Annotated in this window: 23 protein-coding genes; 10 read left to right on the top strand and 13 right to left on the bottom strand. The window is 63.5% G+C overall.

The genetic code is table 11. From position 1 onward, the window contains the following. Nucleotides 1–30: 30 nt before the first annotated feature. From K4A76_RS17860 to K4A76_RS17845, 4 genes are read right to left on the bottom strand one after another with little or no spacing between them, the layout of a single operon-like run. Entirely contained in the window at nt 31–228 is a 198-nt protein-coding gene (locus tag K4A76_RS17860; RefSeq protein WP_009684590.1) for an SEC-C metal-binding domain-containing protein, read from the bottom strand. Nucleotides 229–235: 7 nt separating this feature from the next. Then, nucleotides 236–712, bottom strand: coding sequence for an LEA type 2 family protein (locus K4A76_RS17855; RefSeq protein ID WP_009684591.1), 477 nt, complete (start codon nt 710–712; stop codon nt 236–238). Beyond that, a complete protein-coding gene (locus K4A76_RS17850) occupies nt 709–1,191 on the bottom strand; it encodes a YchJ family protein (protein ID WP_009684592.1) in 483 nt (160 codons plus the stop codon). Before K4A76_RS17850 ends, K4A76_RS17855 begins: the two co-directional genes overlap by 4 nt. Nucleotides 1,192–1,193: 2 nt before the next feature. Further along, nucleotides 1,194–1,688 (bottom strand): DUF6231 family protein, encoded by a 495-nt coding sequence (locus K4A76_RS17845; RefSeq protein WP_054912586.1) that lies wholly within the window; start codon nt 1,686–1,688, stop codon nt 1,194–1,196. Between the two features lie 159 nt (nt 1,689–1,847). Between K4A76_RS17845 and K4A76_RS17840 the strand changes: the two genes are divergently transcribed. The 3 genes from K4A76_RS17840 (at nt 1,848) to K4A76_RS17830 (ending at nt 3,782) form a co-directional block, all read left to right on the top strand. After that, nucleotides 1,848–2,543 (top strand): OmpA family protein, encoded by a 696-nt coding sequence (locus K4A76_RS17840; protein ID WP_009684601.1) that lies wholly within the window; start codon nt 1,848–1,850, stop codon nt 2,541–2,543. Nucleotides 2,544–2,755: 212 nt separating this feature from the next. Then, nucleotides 2,756–3,031 carry a DUF1145 domain-containing protein gene (locus tag K4A76_RS17835; protein ID WP_110679142.1) on the top strand — a complete coding sequence of 92 codons (276 nt, stop codon included), beginning with the start codon at nt 2,756–2,758 and terminating at the stop codon, nt 3,029–3,031. After that, nucleotides 3,024–3,782, top strand: coding sequence for a collagen-like triple helix repeat-containing protein (locus K4A76_RS17830; RefSeq protein ID WP_009684603.1), 759 nt, complete (start codon nt 3,024–3,026; stop codon nt 3,780–3,782). Before K4A76_RS17835 ends, K4A76_RS17830 begins: the two co-directional genes overlap by 8 nt. A gap of 91 nt (nt 3,783–3,873) precedes the next feature. On the opposite strand, the gene K4A76_RS17825 is transcribed toward K4A76_RS17830, so the two are convergent. Beyond that, a complete protein-coding gene (locus K4A76_RS17825; RefSeq protein ID WP_029887503.1) occupies nt 3,874–4,338 on the bottom strand; it encodes a CopD family protein in 465 nt (154 codons plus the stop codon). Between the two features lie 98 nt (nt 4,339–4,436). Here K4A76_RS17825 and dinG point away from each other — a divergent pair, with 98 nt between their 5' ends. The 5 genes from dinG to pdxH all read left to right on the top strand — a co-directional run bounded on the left by dinG (nt 4,437) and on the right by pdxH (nt 11,905). Then, a complete protein-coding gene (gene dinG, locus K4A76_RS17820) occupies nt 4,437–6,581 on the top strand; it encodes an ATP-dependent DNA helicase DinG (protein WP_029887504.1) in 2,145 nt (714 codons plus the stop codon). Between the two features lie 79 nt (nt 6,582–6,660). Then, the gene (locus tag K4A76_RS17815) at nt 6,661–8,898 is read left to right on the top strand and encodes a beta-galactosidase (protein WP_274410824.1); all 2,238 of its coding nucleotides are present in this window, start codon (nt 6,661–6,663) and stop codon (nt 8,896–8,898) included. A 118-nt stretch (nt 8,899–9,016) separates the two neighbouring features. After that, on the top strand, nt 9,017–10,162 hold the full coding sequence (locus K4A76_RS17810; RefSeq protein WP_125854515.1) for a serine hydrolase domain-containing protein: 1,146 nt from the start codon (nt 9,017–9,019) through the stop codon (nt 10,160–10,162). A gap of 99 nt (nt 10,163–10,261) precedes the next feature. Then, a complete protein-coding gene (locus tag K4A76_RS17805; RefSeq protein ID WP_054904080.1) occupies nt 10,262–11,239 on the top strand; it encodes an OmpA family protein in 978 nt (325 codons plus the stop codon). Nucleotides 11,240–11,257: 18 nt separating this feature from the next. Then, nucleotides 11,258–11,905 carry a pyridoxamine 5'-phosphate oxidase gene (gene pdxH, locus K4A76_RS17800; protein ID WP_009684611.1) on the top strand — a complete coding sequence of 216 codons (648 nt, stop codon included), beginning with the start codon at nt 11,258–11,260 and terminating at the stop codon, nt 11,903–11,905. 112 nt (nt 11,906–12,017) lie between these two features. On the opposite strand, the gene K4A76_RS17795 is transcribed toward pdxH, so the two are convergent. After that, nucleotides 12,018–12,257, bottom strand: coding sequence for a hypothetical protein (locus tag K4A76_RS17795; protein WP_274410823.1), 240 nt, complete (start codon nt 12,255–12,257; stop codon nt 12,018–12,020). A gap of 146 nt (nt 12,258–12,403) precedes the next feature. Here K4A76_RS17795 and K4A76_RS17790 point away from each other — a divergent pair, with 146 nt between their 5' ends. After that, on the top strand, nt 12,404–12,868 hold the full coding sequence (locus K4A76_RS17790) for a glycine zipper 2TM domain-containing protein (RefSeq protein WP_009684613.1): 465 nt from the start codon (nt 12,404–12,406) through the stop codon (nt 12,866–12,868). A gap of 111 nt (nt 12,869–12,979) precedes the next feature. Here K4A76_RS17790 and K4A76_RS17785 read toward each other — a convergent pair whose 3' ends face one another. The 7 genes from K4A76_RS17785 to K4A76_RS17755 all read right to left on the bottom strand — a co-directional run bounded on the left by K4A76_RS17785 (nt 12,980) and on the right by K4A76_RS17755 (nt 20,518). Beyond that, nucleotides 12,980–14,587, bottom strand: a complete 1,608-nt coding sequence (locus K4A76_RS17785; protein WP_009684614.1) for an NAD(P)/FAD-dependent oxidoreductase — start codon at nt 14,585–14,587, stop codon at nt 12,980–12,982. Between the two features lie 103 nt (nt 14,588–14,690). After that, a complete protein-coding gene (locus tag K4A76_RS17780; RefSeq protein ID WP_110679136.1) occupies nt 14,691–15,365 on the bottom strand; it encodes a COG3650 family protein in 675 nt (224 codons plus the stop codon). A gap of 209 nt (nt 15,366–15,574) precedes the next feature. Continuing rightward, nucleotides 15,575–16,276: an ABC transporter ATP-binding protein gene (locus K4A76_RS17775; RefSeq protein ID WP_029887511.1), complete on the bottom strand. Its 702-nt coding sequence runs from the start codon at nt 16,274–16,276 to the stop codon at nt 15,575–15,577. After that, the gene (gene livG, locus K4A76_RS17770; protein ID WP_009684617.1) at nt 16,277–17,044 is read right to left on the bottom strand and encodes a high-affinity branched-chain amino acid ABC transporter ATP-binding protein LivG; all 768 of its coding nucleotides are present in this window, start codon (nt 17,042–17,044) and stop codon (nt 16,277–16,279) included. It abuts the gene before it with no gap. After that, nucleotides 17,041–18,297: a high-affinity branched-chain amino acid ABC transporter permease LivM gene (locus K4A76_RS17765; RefSeq protein WP_009684618.1), complete on the bottom strand. Its 1,257-nt coding sequence runs from the start codon at nt 18,295–18,297 to the stop codon at nt 17,041–17,043. The genes livG and K4A76_RS17765 overlap by 4 nt, the downstream gene beginning before the upstream one ends. Further along, nucleotides 18,294–19,217, bottom strand: coding sequence for a high-affinity branched-chain amino acid ABC transporter permease LivH (gene livH, locus K4A76_RS17760; RefSeq protein WP_008097482.1), 924 nt, complete (start codon nt 19,215–19,217; stop codon nt 18,294–18,296). The genes K4A76_RS17765 and livH overlap by 4 nt, the downstream gene beginning before the upstream one ends. 185 nt (nt 19,218–19,402) lie before the next feature. Continuing rightward, nucleotides 19,403–20,518, bottom strand: coding sequence for a branched-chain amino acid ABC transporter substrate-binding protein (locus tag K4A76_RS17755; RefSeq protein WP_009684619.1), 1,116 nt, complete (start codon nt 20,516–20,518; stop codon nt 19,403–19,405). A gap of 358 nt (nt 20,519–20,876) precedes the next feature. Here K4A76_RS17755 and K4A76_RS17750 point away from each other — a divergent pair, with 358 nt between their 5' ends. Beyond that, entirely contained in the window at nt 20,877–21,188 is a 312-nt protein-coding gene (locus K4A76_RS17750) for a DUF2288 domain-containing protein (protein ID WP_274410822.1), read from the top strand. Nucleotides 21,189–21,254: the final 66 nt, after the last annotated feature.

Raw genomic sequence — 21,254 nt, 5'->3', positions numbered from 1 at the left:
GGCGGGCCATGCCCCTACAGACGCGCTAGATCAGGCGCCGTGGCACTTCTTGAACTTTTTCTCGCTGCCGCACGGGCACGGGTCGTTACGGCCGACGTCCTTCAGGGCGTTGCGTACCGGCTCCTGATGGCCGTGGTTGCAGTGTGGGCCGTGGACATGGCCGTGGTCGTGGTGATGGTCATGGTCGTGGTTGCAGTCAGGGCCATGAACGTGGGGTTGTTGGGACATTGCAGGGTTACTCCGGGATGTGATCGCCGGGGATTATCTCACCACTGCGCGATAAGTGCAGGTCCCGGTGAATCAGCAGGCCAGTGGCCAGGTCGCCCTGCAAGGTGTAATGCAGCGGCTGCCCACTTTTCAGCAGCTTGGCCAGTGGCTTGAGCTGCCGCCAGAGGTTGGTGCGTGCGGTGATCTTGAAGGTTCGCCGGTCGTGGCCGCCTACGCTGCGCCACAGGCTGGTTTCATCCTGCACCAGCAGCAGGTCATTGAGCCGCACGGCATAGGCCAGGCTGCGAATGAACAGACGGCTGTCGTTGGGGTTGATGACCTCCAGGTGCAGTACGAATTCCTGCTGCAGCAACCTGGCCTTGACCGTTTCGACCTCGACCAGGTGCACTTCAGGCGGGCGCCAGTCGTCTGCGCTCCAGCTGGCGCAGCCCGTCAGCAATGCCAGCAGCGAACCGAGCAGCAGCAGACGGGCGCGTTCGATCATGCTCGGTTCCCCATGTAACTGGCGCAGCATTTCTTGAACTTCTGCCCGCTGGCGCATGGGCAGGGGTCATTGCGCCCGGCCTTCAACGCGACCGTGGGGTCTATGAAGTACCAGCGCCCGGCGTGCTGGACGAATGCCGAGCACTCGCGGTGCTGGTGGTCGCCGTCCGGGTCGTGCCAGCGTGCGGTGAACGTGACAAAGGCATGCTCGGGCTGGCCGCCCAGCACCTGCGCGCTTTCCACTTCCAGCCCCAGCCAGGTGCTCTGGGCGCTCCAGGCGGCCATGCCGGCGCGGTCCAGCTGGGCCTGTTGGGCTGGCAGGGTGGTGGCGACCAGGTAGTCGACCAGGCCCAGCACGTAGGCACTGTAGCGTGAGCGCATCAGCGTCTGGGCGTCGGGTGCGGGGGTACCGGCATGGTAATGCCCACAGCAGGCATCAAGCAGGTTGCCACTGCCACAAGGGCAGACCGAGACACTCATCATCACCACCAGTACTTGCCAAAGTTTTCCGGGTTGGCCCAGAACCTGGCGTTGAGCCAGTCCGGGACCTGCTTGTAATCATGCAGATCATAGGTGAACAGGCTCAACACCTGCTCATCGCGGCAGAATTTCTCGCTGGCTGACAAAGCCAGGGCGAAAAAGTCGGTGTCCTGCCAACTGCACGCCGCCAGGTCGGCCAGCACGGCAACCCGGCTGGCATTGAGGTTGCGAATGCCGCCCAGCAACTCCAGGCCGGTTCGCTTGGGCAGGTGTTCCAGGCAGTCCACGAGCAACGCCAGGTCGAAACGCTGGGCTGCCAGTTCGGCAGGCAGTGGCCCTGGCGCAGCGGTAGCGATGGTCACCTGCGGGTGCGCTTGGGCAAAGGCGTCCAGCGCCGGGAAGCGGGTGCCCACCAACAGCAGGCGTTGCGGGGTGAAGCGTTCGAGCAGGGCCGCCAGGGCCTGCTGCGGGGTACGTTGGGAAAAACCTGCGGTCATTGCCAATCCTCGTTCAAGTCGTCCAAGACTAGCCGGCTGCAGCGTGCGGGCATAGAGGCATGTGACCGCGTCGTGGCTAATTGCTGGCAGCATTGGAATGCGCGGTCTTTACTCCCAGAGATCGGCCTTATGCCGATTCCCCCTAGGAGAAGCAATGAAATGAGCATAGTACGCACAGCGTTACCCCTGGTACTGCTCACCAGTGTGTTGACTGGTTGTGCAGGTTTGCAAAAAACCGACTGGCCTAAATGTGCCGCCGTCGGGGGTGTCGGTGGCGCCGCGCTGGGCGCTATCGAAAGTTCCAGCTGGGCTGGCTGGGGCGCGTTGCTGGGCGGCGGCCTGGCGGCAGGTTATTGCTGGGCCCATGGTGATGGCGACGAAGATGGCGATGGCGTGCCGGACAGCCGCGACAAGTGCCCGGGCACCCCACGGGGTGTGCAGGTCGATGCCAACGGTTGCCCGCCAGCTGCGCCGGCGGTGGTCGAGGAAGTGGTGGTGGTGGAGAAGGAAGAAGTCATCGTCATTCGTGATGTGCACTTCGAATTCGACTCTGCACGCCTGACTGCCACTGACAAGGAGCGCCTCAACACGATTGCCACGCGGCTGAAACAGGAAGCGCCCTCTGCCCGCCTGAGTGTCAGCGGCCATACCGACAGCGTCGGCTCCGACAGCTACAACCAGAAACTGTCCGAGCGCCGTGCCCACTCGGTGACCGACTACCTGGTGCAGAGCGGTGTACCGCGCAGCAGCTTCGTGTCGGTGGTGGGGGCCGGTGAAACCCAGCCGGTGGCCGACAATGCCACGGCCGAAGGGCGTGCCATGAACCGCCGTACCGAGATCAAGATCCAGCGCTAGCTCGGCGTGCGCCCGTGCCTTGCGCAGTGGCACGGGCGCTTTCTCAGCGCCGCCGACAATGAAACCGAGGCAAGGTGCGCGCGCAACCGACGGGTGGAACTGCACCTCAGCTGACGGGTGCTGGCGCCTGCCTTGGCATTGCAGTTAATGTGGAGCGCACGGCCGGCGCGAACGGGCCGGCACGCCATAACAACAATCAATGGGGGCGGGGTATGAAGTTCATACTGGGCCTGGGCAAGGTCCTGACAGTCGCATTCTGGGGCGTGGTGTTGTTCAACCAGTTGCTGCCCCAGCCGTTGCCTTTCAATCTGCTGATCAATGCCCTAGGCATCGTTCTGCTCAGCCTGCATCTGCTGGAAATTCTGTTCTTCAATGGCAGCTTGCGCGGGCGCAGCCACCGTTGGTTCGATCGCCTGCAAATTCTGTTGACGGGGATATTCCACGTCATGTCCATTCCCCGTGCGCAGGAGGCGCTGCGAAATGCGTAATCTGATACTGCTTGCCCTGTTGGCTGCCCCCTTTGCCCACGCCGAAAGCCTGGAGGTTGCTGCCAATTCCATGCTGCGCTTGCCGAGCAAGTCGGCCAGCGTACACCTTGAGCATTTGCGTGTTGCCGATGCTGCCACCCTGATGCTGCCCGCGTCGCTGGCGCAATTGAAGGTCGACCAGTTGGAGCTGGGGCGTGATGCGCGGATCGTCGTGGCCCCTGGCGAGCAACCGTTGCTGATCGACGTGCGTAGCGCGCGCCTGGGCGAGGGCAGCGAGTTGAGTGCCACCGGCGCTGCGGGCAGCTACCAGCGGGCAGCCCGCCCTGGGCGTAGCCTGGACCTGGTATTGGCGGAGCTGGATGCCCAGCAGCTGGTCATCGACGCCCGGGGCGGCGCCGGTGCACCGGGTTACGCTGGGCTCGACGGCGGCAATGGCCAGGCCGGCGGCTGCACCTGGGGCCAGGCCAGCCGCGGGGCCAATGGCGATGATGGCGGCAACGGCCATGATGGTGCAGCAGGTGGGCGCATACGCCTGAGCTTGCCGCAAGGCTTTGCCCAGGAGCACATCGTCGTGCGCCTCGATGGCGGGGCGCCGGGCAAACCCGGTGAGCCTGGCAAGGCCGGCAAAGGTGGGGCGAGCAAGGGTTGCCTGGTGTACCGCACCGATGCCGGTGCCAATGGCCGACCGGGGCAGCCTGGCCAGCCAGGCTTGGCGGGGGCGGCGGGCGAGCTGATCCTGCAGCGCCTCTGAACCGTGTGCAGGGGCCTGGGTGCGGCGTTGTCGCCATGGGCCCCACCCACCGGCCGCGCAGGCAGCCCGCCAGGCGAAGGGCTGCCTGCGATCAGATCACCAGCCGCGAACTGGCCACCGCGACCACGGCCAGCCCCAGCAACAGGTTGATGCCCACCATTCGCCGAATGCGGGCCAGCACCGCCGCACCCGTGGGCCAGTCCTGCGCCTGTACCGCCGCTTTCAACTCTGGCAACAGCAAGGCCTGGATGCGCATGAACAAGGCGAACATGGCGATCCCGCCGCCGATCATCACGTGAACGTACTTTGGCGCAGTCTCGAACCCGCTGAAGCGCAGGTGCAACATGCCGATACCACTAATCGCCAAGATCGCCACCGCCAGCCAGACCCAGACGAAGAAGCGTCGGAAAACTTCCACCCACAAGCGCAGGCGCGCAGGCCCCTCAAGGGCTGTAACCGTGGCGGGGCGCAGCACCAGCCAGGCGAAGAACATGCCGCCAACCCATACCAGGGCGGCCAGAACATGCAGTGTGTAGGGCAGGGTAAAGGCGAGCATCCGGATCTCCATGCGGCACATTAGGCAATAGCGGGGTATGATAGCCGCCCCATGCGAAACACTGAAAATATATCCAGCCCTACGGGCGCCTGCAGACCATGATCAGCAACGAACTCAAAGCTACCATCCAGGGCGCCTATACGCGTTTTCTCGAAGCCAAGAGCCTCAAGCCGCGCTATGGCCAACGCCTGATGATCGCCGAAGTGGCCAAGGTGCTTGGCGACATTCCCTGCGACGATGAAGGCCGCCGTGCCGGCGAGCCTGCCGTGGTGGCGGTGGAGGCGGGCACCGGTACCGGTAAGACGGTCGCCTATGCGTTGGCTGCGATCCCGGCCGCCAAGGCCGCCGGCAAACGTCTGGTGATCGCCACCGCGACCGTGGCCCTGCAGGAGCAGATCGTCATCAAGGACCTGCCCGACCTGATGCGCAGCAGCGGGCTGAACTTCAGCTTCGCCCTGGCCAAGGGCCGTGGCCGCTATCTGTGCCTGTCGAAACTCGACATCCTGCTGCAGGAAGGCCATGCCCAGTCGGCCACTGCCCAGCTGTTCGAAGAAGAAGGCTTCCACATCGAAGTCGATGAACGCAGCCAGAAGCTGTTCAACAGCATGATCGAAAAGCTTGCCGGCAACCGCTGGGACGGGGACCGTGACAGCTGGCCCGAGGCCCTGGAGGACCAGGACTGGGCCCGGCTGACCACCGACCACAGCCAGTGCACCGGTCGCCACTGCCCGAACTTCCAGCAGTGCGTGTTCTACAAGGCCCGTGAGGGGATGGGCAAGGTCGATGTGATCGTCACCAACCACGACATGGTGCTGGCCGACCTGGCCCTGGGCGGCGGCGCGGTATTGCCCGATCCGCGCGATACCCTGTATGTATTCGACGAAGGCCACCACCTGCCAGACAAGGCCATCGGCCATTTCGCCCATTACTCGCGGCTTCGCTCCACCGCCGACTGGCTGGAGCAGACTGCCAAGAACCTGACCAAACTGCTGGCCCAGCACCCGCTGCCGGGGGACCTGGGCAAATACATCGAGCAGGTGCCGGAGCTGGCGCGGGAAGTCCGCACCCAACAGCAGTTCATGTTCACCCTGTGCGAACAGGTAGCCGACTTCCGCCCGAGCGAGGACACCGAAGGCCGAGAACGGCCGCGTTACCGCTTCGAAGGTGGCGTGGTACCGGAGCAGATCCGCGAGGTCGGCATCGAGCTGAAAAAGGGCTTTGCCCGGCTCAATGATCTCTTCACGCGGCTGGCCGACCTGCTCAAGGAGGGCATGGACGGCGAGGTCAGCATCGGTATCGCCAGCCACCAGGCCGAAGAATGGTACCCGCTGTTCGGCAGCCTCGTCACCCGTGCCCAGGGCAACTGGGAGCTGTGGACGGCCTTTACCGCCGAAGACCCGGAAGACAGCCCGCCGATGGCGCGCTGGCTCACCCTGGCTGAAAGCGGGGCGTTGTTCGACATCGAAGTCAACGCCAGCCCCATCCTCGCTGCCGAAATGTTGCGCCGCAGCCTGTGGAGCGTGGCCCATGGCGCGCTGGTGACCTCGGCCACACTGACCGCGCTGGGCAAGTTCGACCGCTTCCGCATGCGCTCGGGGTTACCGCGCGATGCCGTCACCTGCGTGGTGCCCAGCCCGTTCGTGCATGGCGATGCCGGCCTGCTGCGGGTCCCCGACCTGCAAGCCGACCCGCGCGACGCTACCGCGCATACGGCGGCGATCATCCGTGAGCTGCCGGGTATCGTCGAAGGGGCCCGGGGTGCGCTGGTGCTGTTCTCGTCACGCAAGCAAATGCAGGATGTGTTCGACGGCCTGGACCGGGACTGGCGCAAACTGGTGCTGATTCAGGGCAACCTGTCCAAGCAGGAAACCCTCAACAAGCACAAGGCCCGGGTCGACGATGGCCAGCACAGCGTGCTGTTCGGCCTGGCCAGCTTTGCCGAAGGGGTCGACCTGCCGGGGGCCTATTGCGAGCACGTGGTCATCGCCAAGATTCCGTTCTCGGTGCCCGACGACCCGGTCGAAGCCGCCCTGGCCGAATGGATCGAGGCCCGCGGCGGCAACCCGTTCATGGAAATCGCCGTGCCCGACGCCTCGCTCAAGCTGATCCAGGCCTGCGGTCGGTTGCTGCGTACCGAACAGGACCGCGGCATCATCACCTTGCTTGATCGGCGCCTGGTCACCCAGCGCTATGGCAAGGCTATTCTCAATGCGCTGCCGCCGTTCCGGCGGGAGATTTCCTGATCGCCGGAGCACTTGCTTCGGCGCGCTGTCCATTACTCAGTCCTGGGCCATGACGGCCCTGAAGGAGAGCCCCAGCCTTATGGTCCGCCGTACCCTGCCCGCTGTTTTCGCCCTGTTGTTCAGCTCGTCCGTATGGGCCGGGCAGCAGACGCTGTTCAGCTTCGTGCGCCCGGCCTCGGTGGTCAACGTGGCGACCGAGGATGCCGGTATGCCGCAGTACAACGCAGAGCAGACGGCCGAAGGCGAGGTGCTGCGGCGTGTGGTGTTCAACCCGGCGCAGCGGCCGACCTTGCGCCTGAGCCCGCAAAGTGGTGTGTGGGACTGGTCCAGCGGCAAGTTCCTTACCTTGCGCCTGCAAAGTGCCATGGACTGGGCGCTGACCGTGGATGTCACAGTGCAAGGCAGCGATGGGCGCACCTTGACCAGCCGTATCGACTTGCCGGCCGGCCCGGCGCAAACCGTGATGGTGCCGCTGACCGCCAGCTCGCCGTTGAGCCAGGGCATGCGCGCAGGGCCCCCCATGCCCTGGCTGCACGGCGGCCAGCGGCTGCTGCTGACCAGCAGCGCCGGCGCTGTAGACCTCAAGCAGGTGGCCTCGGTCAGCTTGAGCATTCCCGGCCCCAAGGTCGCCCAGAACCTGCTGATCGAACGGGTGGGCATTCAGGATGACGACCAGGCCTACCAGGCGGCGTACCGTGAACTGATCGATGCCTATGGGCAGTCCACGCGTGGCAGCTGGCCGGAAAAGGTGGCCAACGACGAACAGCTCAAGGCAGCCGCCAACCGTGAACAGCAGCAACTCAAGGCTTGGCTGGCCGAGCGCGGCAAGCAGCAGTTGGATGCCTATGGCGGCCTGCTGGCGGGGCCGGCCTTTGCTGCCGAGGGTTTTTTCCGTACCGAAAAGCGTGATGGCCGCTGGTACCTGATTACCCCTGATGGCCACGCCTTCTATTCGCTGGGTGTCAATGCCGTGGCAGCCGACGGCGGGCGTACCTACACCGCCGGGCGTGAGGCCATGTTCAAGGCACTGCCGGGAGAGGGCGACGCCCTGGCAGCGTTCTACGGTGAAGGCAACAACGACGACGGCAATGCGTCCTCGCAGGGGCGCAATTTCAAGAAAGGGCGCTGGTTCGACTTCTATGCAGCCAACCTGCAGCGGGCCTATGGCAAGCCCTGCCTGCCGGCGGCGGCAGGGCAGCCGGCCGCTTGCCCACCGCTGGTAGTGGACACTGGCCGTTGGCAGGCGCATGCGCTCGACCGTTTGCAGGCCTGGGGTTTCAACACGCTGGGCAACTGGAGCGAGCCTGCCCTCGGCCAGGCCGGGCGCATGCCCTATACCCTGCCGCTGTCGATCGTTGGCGATTACGCCAGCATCAGCACCGGCATGGACTGGTGGGGGCGCATGCCCGACCCGTTCGACCCGCGCTTTGCCATGGCCACCGAACGCGCCGTGGCCATTGCTGCCCGTGATCACCGTGACGATCCCTGGCTGATCGGCTATTTTGCCGATAACGAGTTGGCCTGGGCCGCACCGGGTAGCGAGCCCAAGGCCCGTTATGGCCTGGCCTACGGCACATTGCGCCTGACCACCGACGTGCCTGCCAAGCGCGCCTTCCTCAAGCAGTTGCGTGACAAGTACCGCAACCAGGAGGGGTTGTCCAAGGCCTGGGGCATCGAGCTGAACGCCTGGGAACTGATGGAGGATCCAGGCTTCGAGGCACCGTTGCCCAGCCCGGAGCACCCGGAAATCGAGCGCGACTACCAGCACTTCCAGCAGGTGTTCGCCGAAACCTACTTCAAGACCATTTCCGATGCCTTGAAATGGCATGCACCCAACCACCTGTTGCTGGGGGGCCGTTATGCCGTGAGTACGCCAGAGGCGGTCAACGCCTGCGCCGAGTTCTGCGATGTACTCAGTTTCAACTTTTATACGCTCAAGCCGCAGGACGGCTACGATTTCGCCCGCCTGGCCGAGCTGGACAAGCCGGTGCTGGTGTCTGAATTCCAGTTCGGTTCGCGTGATCGCGGCCCGTTCTGGCCGGGGCCACTGGAGCTGGCGCGAGAAGAAGACCGCGGCCCGGCCTATGCCAATTTCCTCACTGCCGCCTTGCAACAACCCATGATCGTGGGCGCGCACTGGTTCCAGTACCTCGACCAGCCGGCCAGCGGTCGCCTGCTCGATGGCGAGAACGGCCACTTGGGGCTGGTGGCGATCACCGATGTACCGTACCCCGGTTTTATCGATGCAGTGCGCAAGGCCAACGCCCAGACCATGGCGCAGCTGCGCACCGGCCTGGAGAAGAAACCGGCGCCATGATTACAGGCGGGTGCGGTGCACTTGGCATCGCGACCGCCGGGCTCAAGCCAGTTTGCAAAACGCCCAACTACTGAAACAATGCAGACCTTTTTGACTATCGTCACACGGAGAGCAGCGGGTGCAGATCCAGGGTCACTATGAGCTGAAGTTCGAAGCCGTGCGCGAGGCTTTTGCCGCGCTGTTCGATGATCCCCAGGAGCGTGGCGCCGCGCTGTGCATCCAGGTGGGGGGCGAAACCGTGGTCGACCTGTGGGCCGGCAGTGCAGACAAGGACGGCCAGCAGGCGTGGCACAGCGACACCATCGCCAACCTGTTTTCCTGTACCAAGACCTTCACCGCGGTGACCGCACTGCAGCTGGTCGGCGAGGGCAAGCTGGCACTCGATGCACCGGTGGCCAACTACTGGCCCGAGTTTGCCCAGGCCGGTAAGCAAGCGATCACCCTGCGCCAACTGCTCAGCCACCGTGCGGGTTTGCCCGCCCTACGCGTGCTGCTGCCGGCCGAAGCCTTGTATGACTGGCAGGTCATGGTCGATGCCCTGGCGGCCGAAACGCCGTGGTGGGCGCCTGGCACGGAACACGGGTATGCCGCCATCACCTACGGCTGGCTGATCGGCGAACTGATTCGCCGGGCCGACGGCCGGGCCCCGGGTGACTCGATCGTGGCGCGTACCGCTCGCCCGCTAGGGCTGGATTTTCATGTTGGCCTGGCCGACGAAGCGTTTCACCGCGTGGCGCATATTGCCCGCGGCAAAGGCAACCCCGGTGACGCCGCGGCGCAGCGCTTGCTGCAGGTGACCCTGCGTGAGCCCGAGGCCTTGTCCACCCGTGCCTTTACCAACCCCCCGGCGATCCTGACCAGCACCAACAAGCCGGAATGGCGGCGCATGCAGCAGCCGGCGGCCAACGGCCACGGCAACGCACGCAGCCTGGCGGGGTTTTATGCCGGGTTGCTGGACGGCAGCCTGCTCGAGTCCGAGTTGCTCGACGAACTGACCCGCGAACACAGCCTTGGCCAGGACCGCACCTTGCTCACCCAGACCCGCTTCGGTCTGGGCTGCATGCTCGATCAGCCGGAGGTGGCCAACGCCACCTTCGGCCTGGGGCCCCGCGCCTTTGGCCACCCTGGGGCCGGGGGGGCTGTGGGGTTCGCCGACCCGGAACATGATGTCGCGTTCGGCTTCGTGGTCAATACCCTCGGCCCTTATGTGCTCATGGACCCGCGGGCGCAAAAACTGGTCCGTGTGCTTGCCGGTTGCCTTTGATCGGGTAATGCGGGTATTGCTTCCGCCCTTTGACTATCCTCAATGCCAACGCCTGAAGTGCCTAGGCAAAATATCTTTCTATTTCATGGTGTATCGCTGATGTCTTCACATAAAACCTTAGCACTCGCCCTGTGTCTGACCGCCGTTACCGGTTGCGCCAGCCACTCCCCGGAGGGCTCCAAGGAAGGTGGTTCCAGCTGGTGGCCTTTCGGTTCGGACAAGGTCGCCGAGCAGGAAGTGAAGGCAGCCGTCACAGACAATGTGGCCAAGGCTGATGCCAAGTCGGAAAGCACCAGCCGCTGGTGGTGGCCGTTCGGCGGTGACGACCAGCAAGCCAAGGGCCCTGTGGTGCCTAAAATCGACCAGCAGGCGACCCAGGCCTGGCTGGACGAGTACGAGCCAAAGCTGCGCGAAGCCATCAAGGACAGCAAGCTGGAACTGGAGCGCCGCGACAATGTGTTGGCCGTGACCCTGCCGGTGGACAGCTCGTACAACCCAGACCGCCCGAACATGCTGCTGCCCATGTCGCTTGGCCCGATCACCCGGGTTGCCAAAACGGTTGAAGGCGACCCTAAGACTGCCGTACTGGTATTGGGCCATGCCGACACTAGCGGTGCCGCTGCTGCCAACCAGAAGCTCAGCCTGGAACGCGCCGCGTCGGTTTCGGCCATTTTCCGCCTCAGCGGCCTGCAGCGTGACCGCCTGACCCTCAAGGGTATGGGTTCGGTAATGCCGCGTGCTGCCAATGACAGCCCCGAGGGCCGTGCCCTCAACCGCCGCGTGGAAATGCTGCTGACCCCGCAAAACACCATGGTCGCGCTGCTGGCCAAGTACCAACAGGCTGCTCCGGCACCGGCGCCGGCTGCAATGGTGGCCGTGCAGGATGCCAAGGCGCCTGCCGCCAAGCCGGCCACCAGCAAGCCGGCTGCCAAGCCCGCAGCGAAAAAGCCCGTGGCCAAGGCCAAGGCGCCTGCCAAAACCACGGCCAAGAAAAAAGCCGCGCCAGCCAAGCCTGTCGCCAAGAAAGCTACCACCGACAAGAAAGTAGCTGCCAATAGCCCTGCGAAGACCAACTGATCGTCAAGGAACGCAGCAATGACCCAATCCCTGGCCGATATGCGCCGCGACTACACCCGTGATGGCCTGGCAGAAGCCCAGGCGCCGGGCGAGCCGTTCGCCCTGTTTCACCAGTGGTTCGCCGACGCGGTCAAAACCGAGCAGGCGCCGGTGGAAGCCAACGCCATGACCTTGGCCACGGTGGACGGCGAGGGCCGTCCGCATTGCCGGGTACTGTTGCTCAAGGGGCTCGATGAGCAGGGTTTCACCTTTTTCACCAATTATGACAGTGCCAAAGGCCAGCACCTGCAAGCCAACCCGTTTGCAGCCATGACCTTTTTCTGGCCGGCGCTGGAGCGCCAGGTGCGTATCGAGGGGCGGGTGGTGAAGGTGTCGGCTAAAGAGTCGGACGACTATTACCAGGTACGCCCACTGGGCAGCCGCCTAGGGGCCTGGGCCTCACCGCAGAGCCGGGTGATCGCCGGGCGTGAAGAGCTGGAGGGGCTGGTGAAGGCCACCGAAGCGCGGTTCTCCGATACGCAGCCACATTGCCCGGAACATTGGGGTGGCTATCGCTTGCTGCCTGAGCGGGTCGAGTTCTGGCAGGGGCGGGCGAGCCGTTTGCATGACCGCCTCAACTACCGGCGGGTCGATGGGCAGTGGCTGCGGGAGCGGTTGGCGCCCTGAGATTTTTCGGGGCTTGCCATGCCCTGTCGCGACACCGCGACAGGGCATGGCCTTGCGGCCCATCGCCGGCAAGCCGGGCTCCCACAGGTGGGATCAGGGCATGGTCGGTCTTTCAACGTGACCTTGAATACTCCACCGCCTCCCGTTGCAGCCAGCCTGCCAGTTCCCTGCGCTTCACCTTCGCCGGCCGCGCCTGCTCCAGCCTCTGCAGCATGAACGCGCGTTTGTGCGGATCAGCCCCTGCCAGCGACAACGCCAGGTCGCGGTCCATCCAGCGGCGCATGCGCACGTACAGCCACCCGTGGAAATAAAGCCCCGCAACGGTGGCCACCACGACGATGAAGTAATCCATGGCTATCCTTGGTCTCAATTGAAGCGCCATGGCACAGCCGCACTGGCTGTACCCGGGCTGAATGAAAACAACTTTATTGCGTTTGTACCGTGACAGCCGTCAATGTGCAGCGTCTAATAAGCACCTGACTTATGGAGATTTTACCCATGCGTAAATCCGCTTTGCTGGTGGCAACCTTTACCACCATGTCGCTGCTGCTAGGGGGTTGTGCCTCGAGCCTGACCGGCGATAGCTACTCCCGTGATGAGGCCCGCCGCGTGCAAACCGTACGGATGGGCACTATCGAATCCCTGCGCCCGGTCAAGATCGAGGGTACCAAGACCCCGATCGGTGGTGGTGCGGGCGCCATTGTCGGTGGTGTGGCGGGCAGCGCCGTCGGCGGTGGCCGTGGCAGCATCGTTGCCGCAGTCATCGGTGCCGTTGCCGGTGGCCTGGCGGGTTCCGCTGCCGAAGAAGGCCTGACCCGTACCCAGGGTGTCGAGATCACTGTGCGTGAAGACGACGGCAGCATGCGTGCCTATGTCCAGGCCGTGCAGGAAAACGAAATCTTCCGTGTGGGCGACCGTGTGCGCATCATGACTGTTGACGGCACCAGCCGCGTTTCGCACTGAGCGTAGCGCAGCCAAACAAAACCCCGACTGGCGACTGCCAGCCGGGGTTTTTTTATGCTTCAGGCTGATGGCCGAGCCGGGGTACGCGAACCACGGCTCGGCTGACCCCCGTCAAAGGCCCAGCATGTCCCGCGCTACCGCTTCGGCAATGCGAATGCCGTCGACCCCTGCCGACAGGATGCCACCGGCATAACCTGCGCCTTCGCCGGCCGGGAACAGCCCCTTGAGGTTCAGGCTCTGATAGTCCTCGCCGCGGGTGATGCGCAGCGGCGACGAGGTCCGTGTTTCGATCCCGGTCAACACCGCATCAGGCAGGTTGTAGCCCTTGATCTGCCGGTCGAATGCCGGCAGTGCCTCGCGGATCGCCTCGATGGCGAACGCCGGTAGGCTTGGTGCCAGATCGCCCAGGGTCACGCCCGGCTTGTAGGATGGCTCGACACTGCCCAGCGCGGTCGACGGCCGCCCCGCAACGAAGTCACCCACCAGCTGTGCCGGCGCCTGGTAATTGCTGCCCCCCATCACGTAGGCATGGGCCTCCAGGCGCTCCTGCAGTTCGATACCGGCCAGCGGGCTGCCTGGGTAGTCGCGTTCGGGGTCGATGCCGACGACGATGCCGGAGTTGGCGTTGCGCTCGTTACGCGAGTACTGGCTCATGCCGTTGGTGACTACCCGGCCCGGTTCGCTGGTTGCGGCGACCACGGTGCCGCCCGGGCACATGCAGAAGCTGTATACCGAACGGCCGTTACTGGCGTGGTACACCAGTTTGTAGTCGGCAGCCCCCAGTTTCGGGTGACCGGCGTATTTGCCAAGGCGCGCCTTGTCGATGAGCGTTTGTGGGTGCTCGATGCGAAAGCCCACCGAGAATGGCTTGGCTTCCATGTACACGCCTTTGGCATGCAGCATGCGGAAGGTGTCGCGGGCACTGTGGCCCAGGGCCAGAACCACATGGCGCGAGTGCAGTTGCTCGCCGCTTTCCAGCACCACGCCGGTCAACTGGCCATCTTCGATCAGCAGGTCGGTGACCTTTTCCTGGAAGCGCACTTCGGCCCCGAGGGCGATCATGTCCTGACGCATCTGCTCGACCATGCCGGTCAGGCGGAAGGTGCCGATGTGCGGCTTGTTGATGTACAGGATCTCGTCGGGCGCACCGGCCTTGACGAACTCTTCCAGCACTTTGCGGCCGTGGTGCTGCGGGTCCTTGATCTGGCTGTACAGCTTGCCGTCCGAGAAGGTGCCGGCGCCGCCTTCGCCGAACTGCACATTGGACTCGGGGTTGAGCACGCTCTTGCGCCACAGGCCCCAAGTGTCCTTGGTGCGCTGGCGCACTTCCTTGCCGCGTTCGAGGATGATCGGCTTGAAGCCCATCTGCGCCAGCAGCAGGCCGGCAAAAATGCCGCACGGGCCAAAGCCGACCACGATCGGGCGTTCCTGCAGGCCGGCCGGGGCCTGGCCAACGAACTTGTAGGTCACGTCGGGGGCAGGGCCGATGTTGCGATCATCGGCGAACTTGGCAAGCAGCTCGGCTTCGTTGCTGGCTTGCAGGTCGATGGTGTAGATGAACAGCAGCTCGCTGTTCTTCTTGCGCGCATCGTAGCTGCGCTTGAACAGGTTGAAGCTGAGCAGTTGCTCGTCGCGGATGCCCAGGCGCTGGACGATGGCGTCACGCAGCGCTTCGTCGGGGTGGTCCAGGGGCAGCTTCAGTTCGGTGATTCGTAGCATGGCAGGGTCCAGTATCCCGGCCATGGGCGGCCGGCGGCTTTAAACAAACCGCCAAGTATAAGCTGTTAGCCGCCTTGACTGGCAGGATAAAAGCGCCCGGTGATCAGTTGTCGCGTGCGCCGCCGTAGTAGCCGCAGCCTTGCAAGGTCTTGCCGTCGATGCGCAATTCGGCACGCAGGTGGTCAACGGCCCCAGTGGCGCTGTCTACGCAGCGTTGTGGTGCGACCCACAGTTCCACATGCTGACCGTTGGCTTCGCTGGTCAGGGTCAGGCCGCCACCGGGGACTTCTTCTTCAAGGAAAGGCAGGGGCAGGGGCGCTTGCCCCACGCGGTTGAGCACCATGCCCTTGCCACTGGCCTTGACGTCCCAGCCCGGCTCGTGGCCGCTGGCGCGGAGGGTCAGTTGCCTGAAATTGGGGTCTTCGCAGGCGCGGGTGGACGGTTCCAGGCGGTACAGGCGGCGCACTTCCAGCTGGCCGTCGCTGTTGGCCTGCTTGCTGCCGGTGAGGCGGCCGCGCACATCGGCGAACAGCTTGTCATCGGCACCTTTGGCCAGGTTGGCGGCTTCTTGCAGGATGCCGGTGGCGCCAGCGTCATTGATCACGAAGGTACGGTTTTCGCTGCAAGGCTTGAACAGCAGCTGGCCACCGGCAGCGCGCAGTTCGCCCTGCATGCGCGTGGTGCCGATGTTCGGGTCGCTGGGGGCGTCAGCCATCAGTTGGCAGCCGGCGAACAGGGGCAGCAGGGCGGTGAGCAGCAGGGTGGGGGTGAGGCGCATGGGGCGGGCTCCGGGATCTTTGCCGTGAAAGCTGGCCACGTTACGCAGGCTGGCGGTGGATCTCAAGTCAAGGGTTGCTCGCACAGGCGCCCACTGCCCTGAGGATCGCGGGGGACTTGCAGGCGCTGGCTTGCCGGCGACGGGGGGGCGATGCAGACAACACGTTCCTTGCAGGCAGAAAAAAGGGCCTGTGAAGGCCCTTTCCCCAATCAACCACCCAGATACGCGTCGCGCACCTTCGGGTCGGTCAACAAGGCTTCCCCGGTACCTTGCATCACCACCCGGCCGTTTTCCAGCACGTATGCCCGGTCGGCAATCTTCAGCGCCTGGTTGGCGTTCTGTTCCACCAGGAACACCGTTACGCCGTCACGGCGCAGCTGTTCGATGATGTCGAAGATCTGCTGGATGATGATTGGCGCCAGGCCCAGCGAGGGTTCGTCGAGCAGCAGGAGCTTGGGCTTGCTCATCAGCGCACGGCCAATGGCGAGCATCTGCTGCTCGCCACCCGACATGGTGCCGCCACGCTGGGCGTAGCGTTCCTTCAGGCGCGGGAACAACTGCAGGACTTTGTCCAGTTGCGCCTGGTAGTCGCCTTTGTCGGTGAAGAAACCACCCATGGCCAGGTTCTCCTCGACGGTCAGGCGGGCGAACACGCGGCGGCCTTCCGGTACCACCGCAATGCTCTTGCGCATGATGTGCGAGGACGGCTGGCCGACCAGTTCTTCACCCAGGTACTTGATGCTGCCGCTGTGCGCCTGGGGTGAGCCGCACAGGGTCATCAGCAGGGTCGACTTGCCGGCCCCGTTGGCACCGATCAGGGTGACGATCTCGCCTTGGTTGATCTCCACGTTGACGCTGTGCAGTGCCTGGATCTTGCCGTAGAAGGTGGAAACGTTCTCGAACTTCAGCATTTACGCTTCCCCCAGGTAGGCTTTGATCACATCAGGGTTGTCGCGGATCTCCTCGGGCGTGCCGTGGGCCAGGGGGGTGCCCTGGTTGATCACCACGATATGGTCGGAAATGCTCATCACCAGCTTCATGTCGTGCTCGATCAGCAGCACGGTGACGTTGTGCGACTCACGCAGGTAGCCGATCAGGGCCTTGAGGTCTTCGGTTTCCTTGGGGTTCAGGCCAGCTGCCGGCTCGTCGAGCATGATGATGCGCGGCTGGGTCATCATGCAGCGGGCGATTTCCAGGCGGCGCTGCTGGCCGTAGGCGAGGGTGCCGGCGGTACGGTTGGCGAACTCGGTCAGGTTGACCTTTTCCAGCCAGTACTGCGCGCGCTCCATGGCCTCCTTTTCGCTGCGGCGGAAGCCCGGGGTCTTGAACAGGCCGGCGAAGAAGTTGGTGTTGAGGTGACGGTGCTGGGCGATCAGCAGGTTTTCCAGCGCGGTCATTTCCTTGAACAAGCGCACGTTCTGGAAGGTGCGCACCACGCCTTTACGGGCGATCTGGTGCCCGGCCAGGCCCTGGATGGGCTGGCCATCGAGCAGGATGGTACCGCCGCTGGGCTTGTAGAAGCCGGTCAGGCAGTTGAACACCGTGGTCTTGCCGGCGCCGTTCGGCCCGATCAGTGCCACCACCTGTTTTTCCTTGACGGTCAGGCCCACGCCGTTGACCGCCAACAAGCCGCCGAAGCGCATGCTCAGGCCGCTGACTTGCAGAATTTCGCGGCTCATCGACGCAGCTCCATGTGTGGACGTTGCATAGGCAGCAGGCCTTGCGGACGCCAGATCATCATCAATACCATCAGCGCACCGAACATCAGCATCCGGTATTCGCTGAACTCTCGCATCAGCTCTGGCAGCAGGATCATCACGATGGCCGCGAGGATCACGCCCAGTTGTGAGCCCATGCCGCCGAGCACGACGATGGCGAGGATGATCGCCGACTCGATGAAGGTGAACGACTCGGGCGTGACCAGGCCTTGGCGCGCAGCGAAGAAGCTGCCGGCGAAACCGGCGAAGCAGGCACCCAGGGTGAACGCCGAAAGCTTGATCACCGTCGGGTTGAGGCCCAGTGCACGGCAGGCGATCTCGTCTTCGCGCAGGGCTTCCCAGGCGCGGCCGATCGGCATGCGCAGCAGGCGGTTGATGACGAACAGTGCGAGCAGGGCCAGCAGCAGGGCCACCAGGTAGAGGAAGATGACCTTGTTGATCGAGTTGTACGGCAAACCGAAGAACTCATGGAAGGTCTGCATGCCCTCGGCGGCACGGCGTTCGAAGGTCAGGCCGAAGAACTCCGGCTTGGGGATGTTGCTGATGCCGTTGGGGCCGCCGGTCCAGTCGGTGAGGTTACGCAGGAACAGGCGGATGATCTCGCCGAAGCCGAGCGTCACGATCGCCAGGTAGTCGCCGCGCAGGCGCAGCACCGGGAAGCCGAGCAGGAAGCCGAAGGTGGCGGCCATCAGGCCGGCGATCGGCAGGCATACCCAGAAGCTCCACCCCAGGTAATGCGACAGCATGGCGTAGCTGTAGGCGCCGACGGCGTAGAAACCCACGTAACCCAGGTCGAGCAGGCCCGCCAGGCCAACCACGATGTTCAGGCCCAGGCCTAGCAACACGTAGATCAGGATCAGCGTGGCAATGTCGACCGCGCCGCGTGAACCGAAGAACGGCCACACCAATGCGGCGACGATCAGGCCCATGATCACGTAGCGCTGGGTTTTCGGCAGGGTCAGGTAGTTGCTGACTGCCGGTGGGATCAGTTTGCGGTCCGAGCGGCGGCCCATCACCGCACTCCACTGCCGGTCGAACAGTACCCGCAGGAACATCAGTAGCGAACACACGGCAATGATGCTGATGGTGAACGTGCCTTGGCTGTGCACCACCAGGCTGATGCCGTCGATGCTCAGTTTCAGGCCCAGCACCGGGAAGGCCACGGCCCAGACCAGCAAGGCGCTGAAGAACGCCTGTTTGAGATTTCTGTTCATACTTTTTCAACCTCCGGGCGGCCCAGGATGCCGGTCGGCCGGAATAGCAGGACAAGAACCAACAAGCCGAATGCCACGACGTCCTTGTACTGGTCACCGAAGATATCGGCGCCGAACGCTTCGGCCACGCCCAGCACCAGCCCGCCGAGCATGGCGCCCGGGATGCTGCCGATGCCACCCAGTACCGCCGCCGTGAAGGCCTTCAGGCCCACCAGGAAACCGGCGTTGGGGTTGATCACCCCGTACTGCATGCTCAGCAGCACGGCCGCCACGGCTGCCAGGGCGGCACCGATGACGAAGGTGAGGGCGATGATGTTGTTGGTGTTGATGCCCAGCAGGTTGGCCATCTTGATGTCCTCGGCGCAGGCGCGGCAGGCGCGACCCAGGCGGGAACGGGAGATGAACAGTGTGAGCAGGGTCATGGCCACCAGGGTGACCACGAACACCAGGATCTGCATGTAGCTGATCAGTACCTCCTCCGCGCCACCTGGCCCGAACGAGAAGCTGCCGGGGATCAGGTTGGGGATGGACTTGTCCTTGGAATCTTGCGACAGCAAGACCGTGTTCTGCAGGAAGATCGACATACCGATGGCGGAAATCAGCGGGATCAGGCGGTTGCTGTTGCGCAGGGGGCGGTAGGCAACCCGTTCGATGCTGTAACCGTAGGCACTGGTGACGAAGATCGTCGCGACGAAGGCAACGGTCATCAGGATGGGCAGCGAGTGGATGCCCATCATGGCCAGGCCCGCCAGGGCGATGAAGGCCACATACGAACCGATCATGTACACCTCGCCGTGGGCGAAGTTGATCATGCCGATGATGCCGTACACCATCGTGTAACCGATGGCGATCAAGGCATAGGTGCTGCCGATGGTCAATCCATTAACCAGTTGTTGGAAGAAATGGTAGATCTCAGGCATTACAGCGCTCCTAAAAACCTGATTTGCATTTCGCTGGCGAGGGTAAGGCCAGGAAACCGCGGGTGACGGTTTTAAGATTTTCAGGTGAGCCCGCCCCCGGATCGCGGGGGCCAGGCCCATGAACCTCGTAAAACAAAGCCCACTGCTCGCACAGTGGGCTTCTAGGTCAGCTATTAGTCACGCAGTTACTGAGGGGAGACTTCGGTCTTCGGCTTGCCGAAGTGCCATTCGTAGACCACGAACTTGAAGTCTTTCAGGTCGCCTTTGGCGTCGTAGGACAGCTCGCCGGTCGGGGTTTTGAAGGTGCCGGCGTGGATGGCCTCGGCCACCTTGTCGGTATCTTCGGACTTGGCGGCCTTGATGCCTTGGGCGATCAGTTCCACAGCCGAGTAGGCAGGGAATACGAACGGGCCGCTTGGGTCCTTGCCGTCAGCCTTGATGGCGTCGACGATCTTCTTGTTCGCAGGGTCGGCGTCGAACGACTTCGGCAGGGTGACCAGCAGGCCTTCGGAGGCGTTCTGGGCGATCTGCGAGATGGAGTCGTTGCCCACGCCTTCCGGGCCCATGAACTTGGCTTTCAGGCCTTTTTCCTGAGCCTGGCGCAGGATCAGGCCCAGCTCTGGGTGGTAGCCACCGTAGTAGACGAAGTCGACGTTGTTCTGCTTGAGCTTCTGGATGATCGAGGAGAAGTCCTTGTCACCCGCGTTGAGGCCCTCGAACACGGCGACCTTGGTGCCTTTTTTCTCCAGGGTCTGCTTGACCGCGGTGGCGATGCCTTCACCGTACTGCTGCTTGTCGTGCAGTACCGCTACCACTTTCGGTTTGACGAAATCGGCGATGTAGTTGCCGGCCGCCGGGCCTTGGGCGCTGTCCAGGCCGATGGTGCGGAAGATCAGCTTGTAGCCACGGGCAGTGATTTCCGGCGAAGTGGCGGCCGGGGTGATCATGATCACGCCTTCGTCTTCGTAGATGTCCGATGCCGGCTGGGTGGAGCTGGAGCACAGGTGGCCGATGACGAACTTGACGCCGTCGTTGACCACCTTGTTGGCGACTGCCACGGCCTGTTTGGGGTCGCAAGCGTCGTCGTATTCCTTGGCCTCAAGCATTTTGCCATCGACGCCGCCAGCGGCGTTGATATCCTTGATGGCTTGCTTGGCGCCGATGAACTGCATGTCGCCGTACTGGGTCACAGGGCCGGTTTTGGGGCCGGCGATGCCGATCTTGATGGTATCGGCGGCAAACGAATGGCTGGCTACCCCGGCCAGTACCATCGCGGCGAACAGCTTGGAAATCTTGATCATAGTGCTCCACTCATTCTGTTGTAATTCTTATAGTCCTGGCGGCCAGGGCTACAGACCGGGCGGGATTTGCGGCGTGGCCATGCCAACGCGCAAGCCCACCTTTCCCCCGGAACATGTCCCGGAACTGTACCGGTACAGTGTAGAGCGCTGTCGGATCGCTTGAAAAGCGGTCAAAAAGTGCCTGCTTCCTGGGTTGTCGCTTGATCGAAAGAAAGATACAGAAAGGCGCCATCAAACTGCCTGTATCTGCGCTTTCAGCCCACAAGTTCGGGGCTAATCGACCAAATTACATATTTGAAACCGGGTTTTTCTGCAAAAATGCCGGCCTTTTTATTGGCGATTTTTGCGGATACCACCCATGACCGATCAAACAAGCACCCTCTATGCCAAATTGCTTGGCGAGACTGCAATCATCGAGTGGAAAGCGCTGGAGCGTTTCTGGGCAAAGGGTGACCTGATTTGGGTCGACCCCAGCCTGGATCTGATCGCTGTGGCTGAGGCAATGGCCGAGAACCGCAGTGAAATCTTCGCCAAATGGCGTAGTGATGGCACTGTGGGGCCTGTCTCGGCAGAGCAGGCGCTGGACCTGCAAACCCGCGATCCAGATATATGGGCGGTGGTGGTGTCACCGTTCATCGTGATCCAGGCGAAGGGTGCTGACCAGGCGTGATCTTTTTTGGTGCGTAAAAATGCGCACCGGCCTCGTTTTGGTGCTCGCCGCTGCTCAGGGCGGGTA

This window comes from Pseudomonas sp. NEEL19 (assembly GCF_028751975.1).
Classification (GTDB): domain Bacteria; phylum Pseudomonadota; class Gammaproteobacteria; order Pseudomonadales; family Pseudomonadaceae; genus Aquipseudomonas; species Aquipseudomonas juntendi.
The sequence above is the reverse complement of the archived record's forward strand: the minus strand, read 5'-3'. Positions and strand labels throughout refer to the sequence as shown.